13 protein-coding genes are annotated in these 11,871 nt (G+C 65.7%); 11 read left to right on the top strand and 2 right to left on the bottom strand.

What is annotated here, in order from left to right; translation table 11 throughout:
• Positions 1-35 precede the first annotated feature (35 nt).
• Positions 36-488 carry a MarR family winged helix-turn-helix transcriptional regulator gene (locus ACUVYZ_RS01765; protein ID WP_439932713.1) on the bottom strand — a complete coding sequence of 151 codons (453 nt, stop codon included), beginning with the start codon at positions 486-488 and terminating at the stop codon, positions 36-38.
• 255 nt (positions 489-743) lie between these two features.
• On the opposite strand from ACUVYZ_RS01765, the gene ACUVYZ_RS01760 reads away from it, so the two are divergent.
• Positions 744-1,694, top strand: coding sequence for an LLM class flavin-dependent oxidoreductase (locus ACUVYZ_RS01760; RefSeq protein WP_439932712.1), 951 nt, complete (start codon positions 744-746; stop codon positions 1,692-1,694).
• A 37-nt stretch (positions 1,695-1,731) separates the two neighbouring features.
• On the opposite strand, the gene ACUVYZ_RS01755 is transcribed toward ACUVYZ_RS01760, so the two are convergent.
• Complete coding sequence (locus ACUVYZ_RS01755; RefSeq protein WP_439932711.1) at positions 1,732-2,637, bottom strand: alpha/beta hydrolase; 906 nt, start codon at positions 2,635-2,637, stop codon at positions 1,732-1,734.
• Between the two features lie 139 nt (positions 2,638-2,776).
• On the opposite strand from ACUVYZ_RS01755, the gene ACUVYZ_RS01750 reads away from it, so the two are divergent.
• The 10 genes from ACUVYZ_RS01750 (at position 2,777) to ACUVYZ_RS01705 (ending at position 11,747) form a co-directional block, all read left to right on the top strand.
• A complete protein-coding gene (locus tag ACUVYZ_RS01750; RefSeq protein WP_439932710.1) occupies positions 2,777-3,172 on the top strand; it encodes a hypothetical protein in 396 nt (131 codons plus the stop codon).
• A 113-nt stretch (positions 3,173-3,285) separates the two neighbouring features.
• Positions 3,286-4,569: a hypothetical protein gene (locus ACUVYZ_RS01745; RefSeq protein WP_439932709.1), complete on the top strand. Its 1,284-nt coding sequence runs from the start codon at positions 3,286-3,288 to the stop codon at positions 4,567-4,569.
• A 15-nt stretch (positions 4,570-4,584) separates the two neighbouring features.
• Positions 4,585-5,916, top strand: coding sequence for a multicopper oxidase family protein (locus tag ACUVYZ_RS01740; RefSeq protein WP_439932708.1), 1,332 nt, complete (start codon positions 4,585-4,587; stop codon positions 5,914-5,916).
• A gap of 11 nt (positions 5,917-5,927) precedes the next feature.
• A complete protein-coding gene (locus ACUVYZ_RS01735; RefSeq protein WP_439932707.1) occupies positions 5,928-6,413 on the top strand; it encodes a cupredoxin domain-containing protein in 486 nt (161 codons plus the stop codon).
• A 94-nt stretch (positions 6,414-6,507) separates the two neighbouring features.
• Positions 6,508-6,876 (top strand): copper-binding protein, encoded by a 369-nt coding sequence (locus ACUVYZ_RS01730; protein ID WP_439932706.1) that lies wholly within the window; start codon positions 6,508-6,510, stop codon positions 6,874-6,876.
• A 134-nt stretch (positions 6,877-7,010) separates the two neighbouring features.
• Complete coding sequence (locus ACUVYZ_RS01725) at positions 7,011-7,400, top strand: DUF302 domain-containing protein (RefSeq protein WP_439932705.1); 390 nt, start codon at positions 7,011-7,013, stop codon at positions 7,398-7,400.
• 170 nt (positions 7,401-7,570) lie between these two features.
• On the top strand, positions 7,571-8,248 hold the full coding sequence (locus ACUVYZ_RS01720; protein WP_439932704.1) for a Spy/CpxP family protein refolding chaperone: 678 nt from the start codon (positions 7,571-7,573) through the stop codon (positions 8,246-8,248).
• Between the two features lie 697 nt (positions 8,249-8,945).
• Positions 8,946-9,404 (top strand): cupredoxin domain-containing protein, encoded by a 459-nt coding sequence (locus ACUVYZ_RS01715; RefSeq protein ID WP_439932703.1) that lies wholly within the window; start codon positions 8,946-8,948, stop codon positions 9,402-9,404.
• 13 nt (positions 9,405-9,417) lie between these two features.
• Entirely contained in the window at positions 9,418-10,176 is a 759-nt protein-coding gene (locus ACUVYZ_RS01710) for a response regulator transcription factor (RefSeq protein ID WP_439932702.1), read from the top strand.
• The gene (locus tag ACUVYZ_RS01705) at positions 10,173-11,747 is read left to right on the top strand and encodes a sensor histidine kinase (RefSeq protein WP_439932701.1); all 1,575 of its coding nucleotides are present in this window, start codon (positions 10,173-10,175) and stop codon (positions 11,745-11,747) included. Before ACUVYZ_RS01710 ends, ACUVYZ_RS01705 begins: the two co-directional genes overlap by 4 nt.
• Positions 11,748-11,871: the final 124 nt, after the last annotated feature.

The raw sequence follows: 11,871 nt of genomic DNA, 5'->3' as shown, positions 1-11,871 counted from the left end.
GTCGCAGCCGCGGGTTCCATCATCAGAGGCACTCCTCAAGGCAGGTTGATCGGTTCGTAGCCGGCCCCTTCGTCCTTGACGCCCAGGTTGGCCACTAACCGGGTCATTGCCCGATCCAGGTCTTCCAGCACCTTGTCCGGCAATTTGTACAGGGACTCCGGCAGCAGGCTCATGGCGGGTCCCGGCGCGTCCTTGAGCAGCCGCAAGCCTGCATCGGTGGCGAACAGCCGGACCACCCGCTGATCCGCCCGATCGCGGACACGCTCAATGAGCCGTCGCTGCTCCAGCTTGTCCAGCAGGTTGCTGGCGGTGGACGCGTGCAGCGACATGGTGCGGGCGAGATCGGCGACGCGCAGCCCCGGCCGCTTCGCCAGCTCCGATAGCGCCCAGAGCTGGGGAGCGCTCACGCCGCAGTGGCTCTCCACCCAGCGGGAGTGCTGGACCGACGACTTGAACACGATGCGAAACTTGCGCAGCACCTCGTGCACGCGCCGGTCATGCCCGTCCGCGCGATCCTGGGGTGGCTGGGAGCGGGTCCGGGAAACGGCCGAGCGCCTTCGCCGCGCGGGCGGGCTGGGCAGGGGCGCCGGGGGAGTGGCGCCCGAATTTTTCCTGGGCGGGCGGCGACCGGACATGAGAAAAAACAGCGGTGACAGGCGCATCTTAGCACCGCTATTTCGTTATTGCACAAAATAGTTTTTTACAATAGTATTTAACGGGTGCATCGGCTAGGGAGAAAACCCATGAAGTTCGGCGTCAGGCTGGCGGTGCAGGGGGAAATGGGGGCCCAGGGCCAGGGCTGGGACTACGCGCGCACGATGGCCCTGGAGGCGGAAGCCCTGGGGTTTGACAGCGTCTGGCTGCCGGACCACGTGATCAACGCCCACATGGAAAAGAAGACGCCGATGCTGGAGAACTGGACCGTGCTCTCGGCTCTGGGAGCCCTCACCCACCGGGTCGTCTTCGCCGGCCACACGTTCAACAATTCCCTGCGCCATCCCGCGGTGATGGCGAAGATGGCCGCCACCTTCGACGTCATGTTCAACGGCCGCCTCATCTACTCCCTGGGCTCGGCCTGGTTCCGCCACGAGAGCGTGAGCTACGGGCTTCCCTGGGACGAGCACGGGGACCGGGTGGCCCGGCTGCGGGAAGCGCTCCTCATCGCCAAGGCCCTGTGGACTCAGCCGGAAGTGACTTTCCACGGCCGCTTCTACCGGCTGGAGGAAGCTTATCTTGAGCCGAAGCCGGTGCAGAAGCCCCATATCCCCATCTGGGTGCCGGGGGACTCGCCGGCGATCCGGGACCTGGCCGCCGAGCTGGGCGACGCCTGGCTGTTCTACTCCAAGCCGCCCGAGACCGTGGCCGGGTACGCCGAGGACATGCGCCGCCGTACCGGCGGGCGGCGCCTGCCCATGGCCACTTCCACCGTGTGCCTGGCGGGTCTCCCGGACGAGGAGGTTAAAAAATGGAGCGTGCTCTACGCGAAAGAGCGCGCCCACCGTTTTCCCGTGCCGCCCACGCCCGCGGACGTGCTCAACGAGAACCTGTGGGGGCCGGTGGAGCGCTGCGTGGAGCGCATCCGCGCCTGGGGGGCCGCCGGCGTCGAGCACCTGGTGATCCAGCCGATTCCGCCCCTGGAGGGCATGCGCTTCTTCGCCCGGGAGATCATGCCGGCGTTCAAGCAAAGCAAATAATCACCACAGAGGCACAGAGGAAAGAAGGAACTGGCCGTCAGTCGTCCTCCCACTCGTCCTCTTCTTCCTCGGGCTTTTCCTTCTCTTCCTCCCGGTCCAAACCCATCAGCCGGATCGCCGCGGCGTGGAGCGCCGATCCCTTGCGGCCCAGCTCCTCGATGACGTTCAAATGGTGGAAGCCGGGCATGGGCACCTCTTCGATCTGGAGGTTCTCCTTCCAGCGCTCCACCAGCAACTCCGTCTGGAGCCGGAATTCGCTGCTCTCCTCCCCTCCCACCGCCACCGTGAGGGGAGCCTTCACCCGCGGTTCCATGTACACGGGGCTCAACGCCCGGGCAGCCTCCGCGGTGAGCCGCAGGTCGGCGTTCATGCTGGTTTCCACCAGGGGCGCCAGGTCGTAGATCCCGCTCACCGCCAGGCCTCCCTTGATCACCTTGGGGGTCAGCCCCGAGTACACCCGGTCCCAGTCGGTGACGTACAGCATGGCGACCAGATGGGCCCCGGCGGAATGGCCCGCGACGAAGAGCTTGCCCGGATGGGCGCCGTAGTCGCCGGCGTTGCGCAGCAGCCACACCACCGCCTCCCGCGCCTGCTCCACGACGTCGGCCACCGCGACTTTGGGCGCGAGATCGTAGTTGACCATGGCCACGGTGACGCCCGCTTCCCCCAGGGCCGGCGCCAGGAAGGAAAAATCGCTCTTGTCCAGGGAGCGCCAATAGCCCCCGTGGAAATACACGAACAGCGCCCGGCTCGGCCCCTGGGACAGAAACACGTCCAGGGTCTGCTTTTCCCCCTTGCCGTAGCGCACGTCCAGGGCGCAGGGCCATTCGGCCCGCACCCGCGCGGACGCCTCGGCCCAGCGGGCGAAAATCTGGGGATGGTCGGGAATCGCCGCCCGGGCGTTGTACTGCCGCTCGAAGAACGGATCGATGCTGGGTTCCATGGCTGACTCCTGTACTCCTCTGGCACGCTTGAGAATCCTTGCGGATCGAGGAACTCGGCCGATGTCCTCCTGTCTACGAGCATGTTTGCCCGAAGCGAGGCCACTGCCGTATACTGCCGCCCGTGTCCATTGTAATGTAATGAAACGCATTGTCCTCCTGCTGCTGGCCTTCTGGCTGCCCGCCCAGGGCTTCGCCGGCATCGCGATGCCCTTCTGCGGCACCCACGGAAACGGCGGCCCCCCCGCCGATCATGGCTGGCACACCGTCCATCTGGCCCACCACGGGGTGCCCCACGATTCCCAAGGCCTTGATCACCAAAGCCCCGCCGCGGACCCGCCCGCTTCCCAGGACGGGGATTCCCGGGGTTTGCCCGCCTGCGACGGCTGCAGCCTATGCCAGCAGTGCAGCGCGCCGGCCCTCCCCGCGGCGACCGTCACGGCCCGCCCGGTGATCGCGGACGCCCAGCCGACCCTGGCGGTGCTCGCGCCCCGGCCGGTCTTTCTCGCCTCCTTCCAGCGGCCACCCCTCCTCTGAACCCCATTCCGTCGGGCGGCTGAAACCGCCGCCCCGGGGCGCGACGATTCGCGCCCTCCTCCTGCTCCACGTCCAGCGCGGAGCCGGTTTCAACTGGAAATGGGAGTCAGCTTATGTCGCAAATCCCTCGCGGAGCGTTGGCCCTTGCGGCCGTCGCTCTGGCCGCCGCCCTCGGCTTCCCTCCGGCCGAAGCGGCGCAAGACCGGGCAGGCGGCCCCCGCCTGCCCAACCTGCAAGGAGGCTCCTACGCCCGCGGCGTCGAGCCCGCGGTGGAAGCCCTGCTCGCCGGGCCCCTGACGCTGCACGACGCGATCCGCATCGCCCTGGTGACCAACGCCGAGCTCCTGCGGGAGTACCGGGAACTGGGGATCACGCCTTCCGCCCTGGTGCAATCGGGCCTGCTGGCCTCCCGGGCGGCGCCCTTGCAGGTGCGCAGCGATTTTCTCGGCCTGCCGCTTGCCACGGCGACACAACCCTTGCGCGCCCCGGACGAGCTGCGCGCCCAGGTGGCCCGGACGGCCCTGGCCGTGAGCCGGGAAGTGGCCGGAGCCTACCTGGATCTCGCCCTCGCCGAGGCGCTCGCGCCCCACGCCGAGCAACTGGCCGAGGCCGCCCTGGCCGCTGCGGAGCTCGGGGACGGCCAGCGGAAGGCGGGCAACGCCAGCCTCCTCAAAACGCTTCCTCATCGTGTTCAGCTCGCCGAAGTGACCCTCGAGCGGGACCTCGCCCGGGTCGCCCTCGCCAACGCTCAGCGGGAGCTGGCGCGGCGCTTGAGCCTCGTGCCGGGCAGCCGTCCCTTGAAGACCGCGGGGCTTCCCGCGCTACCCGACACCCTGCCCCAGTGGCAAGGATTGCCGGCTTTCGCCTGGGCGAACCGGCTGGATGCCCGCCGGGCCGAAGAGCGGTTCCGGGCCGACAACCCCACCGGCTATGCCTCTGCGCTGCCCGAGACCCGGGTGCGGTTACCCCTCCTCGCGCCGGATAACCTCTACCGCCTCCCGGCACCGGTACCCAAGGCGGAGCTTGAACTGCTGGAAATCCACCGGAGCGTGGCGGCGGAGGTGGCTGAGCGGGAGGCGCGCCTGCGGCTCGCCTACGCCAGGGCCGACGGCTACCGGGCCACCGTGCTGCCGGTGAAGGCCGCGCTGGTGGACGAGACGCTCAAGCACTACAACGGCATGCTGGTGGGCGTCTACGACCTGATCGAGGCGAAGCGGGAGGAGCTGGAAGCGCGCAAGCAATACCTCGAAGCGGTGCGGGACTTCTGGATCGCCACCCTGGACCTGGAACAGGCGGTGGGCGGCGAGTTGCCGCAGCCCGTCGCTTTCAACTATGCCGAACCGGCCGCGCCCCAGGAAACGCTCAAAACCGGCGCCGCCCACGCCGGCCAACACTGAAATTGGAGTGACACGATGGATCGCAGACGTTTTCTCGCTACGAGCGGCGGCGCCGCGCTGGGCATCGCCCTGCTCAAGCAGGCGGCCGCGGCCGCCAGGACGGCGCCGGAGGCCCGCACCCAGCCGCCGCCCGCCCCCGCCGCCGGGGCGCCGTACCGGCCCGTGGTCACCCTGAACGGGCGCAGCCTCCCCTTTCGCATGAAGGATGGAGTGAAGGAGTTCCACCTCGTCGCCGAGCCGGTGAAGCGGGAGATCGCGCCGGGCATGGTGGCGAACCTGTGGGGCTACAACGGCTCCTCCCCCGGCCCCACCATCGAAGCAGTGGAAGGCGACCGGGTGCGCATCTACGTCACCAACCGGCTGAAGGAGCACACCACCATCCACTGGCACGGCATCTTCCTGCCCAACGGCATGGACGGGGTGGGCGGCCTCAACCAGCCCCAGATCCCGCCGGGCAAGACCTACGTGTACGAGTTCACGCTGAAGCAGAACGGCACCTTCATGTACCACCCCCATGCCGACGAGATGTTGCAGATGGCCATGGGCATGATGGGCATGTTCGTGGTCTACCCGCGCCACCCGGAGGAGCGGCGCGTGGACCGGGACTACTGCTTCATCCTGGCCACGTACAAGTTCGATCCCGGCACCTACACCCCGGATCCCTCCGAGATGCTGGATTTCAACATCTGGACCTTCAACAGCCGCACGTTTCCGGGCATCGATCCCATGGTGGCCCGCACCGGCGAACGGGTGCGGGTGCGCATCGCCAACCTCTCCATGACCAGCCACCCGATCCACATCCACGGGACCCGCTTCTGGGTGACCGGCACCGACGGCGGCTGGATCCCGGAGAGCGCCCGCTGGCCGGAAACCTCCGTGGACGTGCCGGTGGGCGCGATCCGGGTGGTGGAGTTCGTGGCGGAGGCCCCGGGCGACTGGGCGTTCCATTGCCACAAGCCCCACCACACCATGGGTCCCATGGGCCACGGCGTGCCCAACATGCTGGGCGTGGACCAGTCCAGGCCCGCCGAGCGCCTGGCGGATCTCATGCCGGGCAAGCATTACATGCCCATGGGCGAGCACGGCATGGCGGAGATGCAGGACATGGCGGCCATGGCCCACATGATGCCCCTGCCGGAGAACACGCTGCCCATGATGACGGGCGAAGGGCCCTTCGGCCCCATCGAAATGGGCGGCATGTTCACCGTGGTGAAGGTCCGCGACGACCAGAAGCCGGGGGATTACTCGGACCCCGGTTGGTACGAGCACCCCAAAGGCACGGTCGCCTGGGAGCTGGACGAGAAAAGCGCCCGGGAGCTGATGGCCGGTTTCAACCCGCAACAGTGAAAGGAGAGCCCATGAAACGCACGATCGCATCCCTCGTACTGCTCGGCGCCAGCACGGCCGTGACCGCCGCAGGCGTTCATTCCGGCGGCCACGGCGGCGCTTACAGTTTCGGCGAACCGGGCAAGCCCCATGAAGTCACCCGAACGATCGAGATCAAAGCGACGGACGACATGAAGTTCCTGTTCGATCTGCCTGCCATCAAACAGGGCGAGACCATTCGCTTCGTCATCACCAATACGGGCAGGCTTACCCACGAGTTCTCTCTGGGTGACGAGGCGACCCAGCGGGCCCACGCCAAAATGATGGAAAAAATGCCCGGCATGAAGCACGAGGGCGATCCGGCGGCGGTCACCCTCGCCCCTGGCGAAACCAAGGAGATCATCTGGAAGTTCAACAAGCCGATCAACGGCAAGGTGGTCTTCGCCTGCTTCCACGACAACCACCACCGGGCGGGCATGACGGCCAGGGTGGACTTCGAGAAGGCGAAGCAGAACTGACGCCCGGACCGGGCGGAAAAGGTGCAAGAACGCAACACGCGCTCTCGCATCAAGCCCCGGCCAGAAGGGGAACAAAGGCGAAAAGGAGATTTCCATGAAAGCGATCGTCTTCGGCGTCATCCTCGCGGCGCTATACACCGGCGCCGCACCGGAGGCCGCGGCGCAAATGAAAGACCACGGCGGCATGTCCCAGAAGGACCATGGCGGCACGGGCATGCCGATGCAGGGCGCGGAGGCCCACAAGGCCACCGGCCTGGTCAACACGGTCGATGCCGAGCGTGGCATGGTGAACGTAACCCATGGCCCGATCCCCAGTCTCAAGTGGCCCCAGATGACGATGGATTTTGAGGTGGCGGACAAAGCGATGCTGGAAGGGTTGAAACCCGGCATGAAAGTGGAATTCGAGCTGGGAAAGAAAAAGGCCGGCGGCTACGCCATCACGTCGATCCGCCAAGCGAGATAGCGCAGCGGAAGGCACGGCGAGGGATCTATTGAGAGGGCCGAGCGTCCGTCAGGCATTTCGAGGACCCTCGCCAATTGCCGCTCGTCCATCAGAATATTAGAATGAATTGATCTTTCAAAGGAAAGGAGGCGCCGATGTATGGATTCAACCTCACGGTAGACGGCCCCTTCGACGCCGTGGTGGAGCGCGTGGCCGAAGCGCTCAAGAAGGAGGGCTTCGGCGTGCTCACCGACATCGACGTGAAGGCGACGCTCAAGGCCAAGCTCAACATCGACCGCAAGCCCTACCGCATCCTGGGCGCCTGCAATCCGCCGCTCGCCCACCGGGCGCTCGACGCCGATCCCGATATCGGGCTGCTGCTCCCGTGCAATGTTGTCGTGCGCGAAGAAGACGACGGCCGCATCTGGGTCGGCTTCATGGATCCGGAAGCGGTGCTCAAGCTGGTGGACAAGCCCGAAGTGCACACGCTGGGCAAGGAAGTGCGGGCGCGCCTCGAACGGGTGCGGGACGCGCTCAAACGATGAAGGATTCGCCGACGGGTGCGTCTGCCGGGCTCCGATTTGATGTAAATCAACATGCCGGTTGTCGTTATGCGGTATTTTTTCCGTCCATGTCGAGTATCCGACCAGTAAACGCTTTTCGCGCGCCTCTCATCACGTTGTTTTTCTCTTCGTACTCGAAAAGGAGCATTGCCATGAAACGCATCGATGTACGCAGGACACTCGCCGCCGGGACGCTCGCCGGGGTCGCCGCGCTGGGCGCAACCGCGCTGGCTCAAGGACATCAAGAGGGCGGCTACGGCATGGGGCCGGGCATGATGGGACCCGGGATGGGCATGGGTCCGGGCATGATGGGCGGATACGGTCCAGGGCCCCGCGGCGGGTATGGGCCGGGCGGCGGTTACTGCCCCGGTTACGGAATGGGCATGGGTCCCGGCATGATGGGCGGTGGCATGATGGGTGGTTACGGCCCAGGCATGGGGATGGGAATGATGGGCCCCGGGATGATGGGCGGCTATGGGCCCGGCATGGGGATGGGGCCTGGCATGATGGGCTACGGTCCCCTCGGCACATTGAATCTCACCGACGACCAGCGCAAGAAGATCGAGGGGATCCATGAAGAAGTCCGCAGGAAGCAGTGGGATCTGATGGGCAGAATGATGGAAGAGCGGCAGAAGCTGGCCAACCTGCTCTGGGCCGAAAAGCGCGACAACAAGGCCATCCAGGAGCAATACAAGAGGCTCCAGGACCTGCGCCAGCAGCACCTGCAATTGCGCCTCGAAGCCCACGACAAGCTCGAAGGGGTACTCACCAGGGAGCAGAAGGAGCAGCTCAGGCGCTTCGGCCCGTGGTGGGCGCAGGACATCGAGTAGCGCCCTGACCCGAAGGCCGGCGGCCACACCCTCAGTCGGAGCAAAAAAATACCATGAACCGGCCGACCCGAACGTTTCTCATCCACCTTCTCCTGTTGATTCTTTCGCTTCAGGCGTTCGCGGCGGACCAAATGGATGAGATCGATTATCGCCCGAGCGCATCGCTAACGATTGCTTCGATGGTGGAAACGGGCGATCGCGAAGGCGACCAGCCAGCGTCGCCAGCGCCTTCCTGCAAGAATGTCCTATCCCAGCATCAGGTGTGCACCTGGGCTGGCCTTCCGGTAACAGCGCCCGCACGGGGCCCTGTTGCCGCGCCGTTCCGCTTCTCCATCGAAGCCGCCCGGTTTTCCAGCCTCACTCCCGCCCCACCGAAACGCCCGCCGCTAGCCTGACCCCGACCCTCCGGGGCAGGCGCCCGGCCCGCCGCGGATCGCCGCGGCGCGCGCGGCGTTTTCCGCCGTTTCTCTTGCGCCCCCGCTTTGCAAGCGGAGCCGCCTCGCACGGCCCCGGTCCGGCGTGCTATGCCGCCGGCAACGCCGGTAAGGGGAGCGCGTGACCTCGATATCGCTTGGAGCGAATCGCGTGCTAACTCGCTGAGAACATCATGCGAAGTTCCGTTCGTATGCTAGGCGCTTGTGGGAACCACACTCGCCCTTGTTCGCGTATCGGCCGGGCTCAAGATGCCGACATGAAATTGCCGGTTGCGCTCCTCGTCCTCGCCTTTTCCGGCTTGGCCGTCGCTCAAGGAAGCTCCGGAGGAAGCCATTCCTTCGGAGCTCCGGCCCAGCCATCGGAGGCCACCCGGATCGTGCCTGTCAAAGCGACCGACGACATGCGGTTCGTGTTCCCGCGTTCTTTCACAATCCAGCAAGGCGACGTCATCCGCTTCATTGTCGTAAACGCGGGAAGAATCGAGCACGGATTTTCCATCGGCGATGGAGCCTCCCAGCACACCCGCGCCGCGACGATGAAAAAGCGGCCGGACATGGAACACGCCGACGATCCGTCGGCGGTGACCCTCAAGCCGGGCGAGATCAAGGAGATTACCTGGCGTTTCGACAAGCCGGTCGAGGGCGATGTCGTCCTCGCCTGCCACCTGCCGGGCCATTACGAAGCGGGGATGGTGAGTCGCGTTCCTTTCGTCAAGCGATGAGATGGAATTCACCATGATCCACCATGGCTCTCCAGCCGCAAGCCCATCGAAAGACCCGGGTAGCCGCACCTGGCGCGTTCTCATCATCGAAGATCAGCAGGACGTGGCGCAACTGGTCGGCAAACAGCTTGCCGATCAGTTGTCCTGCAAGGTCAAACTGGTCTCGGATGGGGCCGCCGGCCTCGCCTTGGCGGAAACGAGGCAGTTCGACCTCATCATCCTCGACGTGATGCTGCCCGCCATGGACGGCCTGGAGGTCTGCAAACGGCTCCGGGCAAGCGGCAACCGGGTGCCGATACTCATGTTGACCGCCCGCTCATCGGACCTGGACCGGGTCTTGGGGCTGGAGCTGGGAGCGGACGATTATCTCGCCAAGCCCTTCCAGATGGCGGAACTGGTCGCCCGGGTGAAAGCATTGTTCCGGCGCATCGAAGCCTTCTCCAGGCCCGAAGCGGACGGTGCCCCGGAACCCGTGCAGGTCGGGGACCTGGTCATCGATCCGTCCCGCCGCCAGGTATCGGTGGGCGGGACGCCGGTCGAGCTCACGGCCAAGGAGTTCGACCTCCTGCTGTATTTCGCGCGCAACCCCGGGAGGGTGTACACGCGCGCCCAGCTCCTGGACGCCGTCTGGGGATATGGCCACGAGGGATACGAGCATGCAGTCAACTGCATGATAAACCGGCTACGGGCGAAGATCGAGCGCAACCCGGCCTCACCCCGATACCTGATAACCGTACGCGGCGCGGGCTATAAGCTATCCGAACAGGTATGACCCGTCCGCCGCTCGGGCTCCCGACTCTCAAAGCCAAGCTGGTAGCGGTCCTGCTCATCCTGTGCAGCGCGATAAGCGCGCTGTTCCTCGTTGCGGCGCGCCTTTTCCATGATACGTACCATCAGGAGATCACCCAGTTCGTCAACCGGGCGCTGGCCGCCAATTTCCTGACCGAATCCGTCCTGGCGCCGCGAAGTCTCGCCGATCTCGCTCAGTTGCAGGGCGCCCTCGACCACCTGGCGCAGGTCAATCGCGACGTCGAGATCTATGTCCTCGATGAGCGTGGCCGCATCCTCATGTCGTCGCTGCCGCCCGGGCAGATCGCCTTGACCCACGTCTCCCTCGCGCCGATCCGGCAGATGCTTTCGGCCGAGCCCGCGTTCCCGATTCTTGGGGACAATCCCAGGGATCCCGGGCGAAAGAGCGTGTTCTCCGTCGCGCCTTTTGCCCTGCCCTCGGGAGAAACGGCGTTTCTTTACGTGATCCTCGGCGGAGCCGATCGGGACGACGCCACGCGGGCGCTGCGGCGCAGTTACGCCGCCAAGGAATACGTTCTGGTCAGCCTCAGCGGCGTGGTGGTCGCGTTTACTGCGGCCTTTATAAGCATCGGCCTGATCACCCGCCCGCTCCGGCGCCTGATCTCGGCCATGGACGATTTCCGCAACTCGCAGTTCACGAAAACACCGGTGCTGCCGGAAGTCACCAAAGACCCTCCTGGAGATGAGCTCCAGCGCCTGAGCTACACTTTCGCGCAGATGGCGCAGCGCATCGTCGACCAGATGCAGGCGTTGCGCCAGACCGACGCGGCGAGGCGCGAATGGGTCACCCACCTGGCCCACGACTTGAAGACGCCCCTCACTTCGCTGCACGCCCACCTGGAGACCCTCCTCGACGAGACGAAGCTCACCCCTTCCGAGAGACGTCTCTACGTAGAGACCGCGATCCGGCAGACGCAAGGTCTCGCGAAAATGGTCAAGCGTTTACTGGACCTGGCCAAGCTCGAGTCCAACGAGATAATTCCCAACCTGGAACCCTTTCAGCTTTCCGATCTCGTACAAGACGTCATCCAGAAATTCTCCTTGACCTCCAGCGCCCAAGGGTGTTCCCTCGTCATGGAGGCGCCGGATGACGTCCCGCTGGTCATGGCCGACATCGGGCTCATCGAGCGCGTGCTGGAAAACCTGATCGACAACGCCCTGCAGCACACGGGCGCGGGCGGGCGCATCCGGGTATGCCTGATCCCGCGCGGCGCCCGGGTGATCGTGGAAGTCGACGATACCGGCACCGGGATCAGCGCGGAGCAATTGCCCCACATCTTCGACCGGTTCTACCGCGCCGAGAAGGAGCGTCCCGGCGCTTCCGAACACGCCGGGCTCGGGCTCGCCATCGTCAAACGCATCCTCGAGCTCCACGGCGTCGCCATAACCGTGGAAAGCAGCCCGGGGCTGGGCAGCACGTTCCGCTTCGCCCTTCCTGTCGTCGCACCGAACGCCGGCCATTCCAGCAAGACGCCCGCCCTCAGTTCCGGCGACACCGCTCTGCGCAGTCGGCCGCAACGTCATCCGACGTAAGCGCCCCCGGCCCGCCTCCGCGCAGCGACCAGAAAAAATGAGCTTGCTGCGATTATGCGGAGACCTTTCTGGTCGATAGTTAACGTAGGCGCGCAATGCGCGCCTGTTTCCCAGGCTTTCCGAT

The organism is Pelomicrobium sp. P1 (genome assembly GCF_052805615.1).
Note: the sequence above shows the minus strand (reverse complement) of the source record. Positions and strands in the feature narration are given on the sequence as shown.

Excerpts from the sequence above, each read along its gene's own strand:
- ACUVYZ_RS01760 (WP_439932712.1), top strand. The coding sequence starts at position 744 with ATGAAGTTCGGCGTCAGGCTGGCGGTGCAGGGGGAAATGGGGGCCCAG.
- ACUVYZ_RS01755 (WP_439932711.1), bottom strand. The coding sequence starts at position 2,637 with ATGGAACCCAGCATCGATCCGTTCTTCGAGCGGCAGTACAACGCCCGG.
- ACUVYZ_RS01750 (WP_439932710.1), top strand. The coding sequence starts at position 2,777 with ATGAAACGCATTGTCCTCCTGCTGCTGGCCTTCTGGCTGCCCGCCCAG.
- ACUVYZ_RS01745 (WP_439932709.1), top strand. The coding sequence starts at position 3,286 with ATGTCGCAAATCCCTCGCGGAGCGTTGGCCCTTGCGGCCGTCGCTCTG.
- ACUVYZ_RS01740 (WP_439932708.1), top strand. The coding sequence starts at position 4,585 with ATGGATCGCAGACGTTTTCTCGCTACGAGCGGCGGCGCCGCGCTGGGC.
- ACUVYZ_RS01735 (WP_439932707.1), top strand. The coding sequence starts at position 5,928 with ATGAAACGCACGATCGCATCCCTCGTACTGCTCGGCGCCAGCACGGCC.
- ACUVYZ_RS01730 (WP_439932706.1), top strand. The coding sequence starts at position 6,508 with ATGAAAGCGATCGTCTTCGGCGTCATCCTCGCGGCGCTATACACCGGC.
- ACUVYZ_RS01725 (WP_439932705.1), top strand. The coding sequence starts at position 7,011 with ATGTATGGATTCAACCTCACGGTAGACGGCCCCTTCGACGCCGTGGTG.
- ACUVYZ_RS01720 (WP_439932704.1), top strand. The coding sequence starts at position 7,571 with ATGAAACGCATCGATGTACGCAGGACACTCGCCGCCGGGACGCTCGCC.
- ACUVYZ_RS01710 (WP_439932702.1), top strand. The coding sequence starts at position 9,418 with ATGATCCACCATGGCTCTCCAGCCGCAAGCCCATCGAAAGACCCGGGT.
- ACUVYZ_RS01705 (WP_439932701.1), top strand. The coding sequence starts at position 10,173 with ATGACCCGTCCGCCGCTCGGGCTCCCGACTCTCAAAGCCAAGCTGGTA.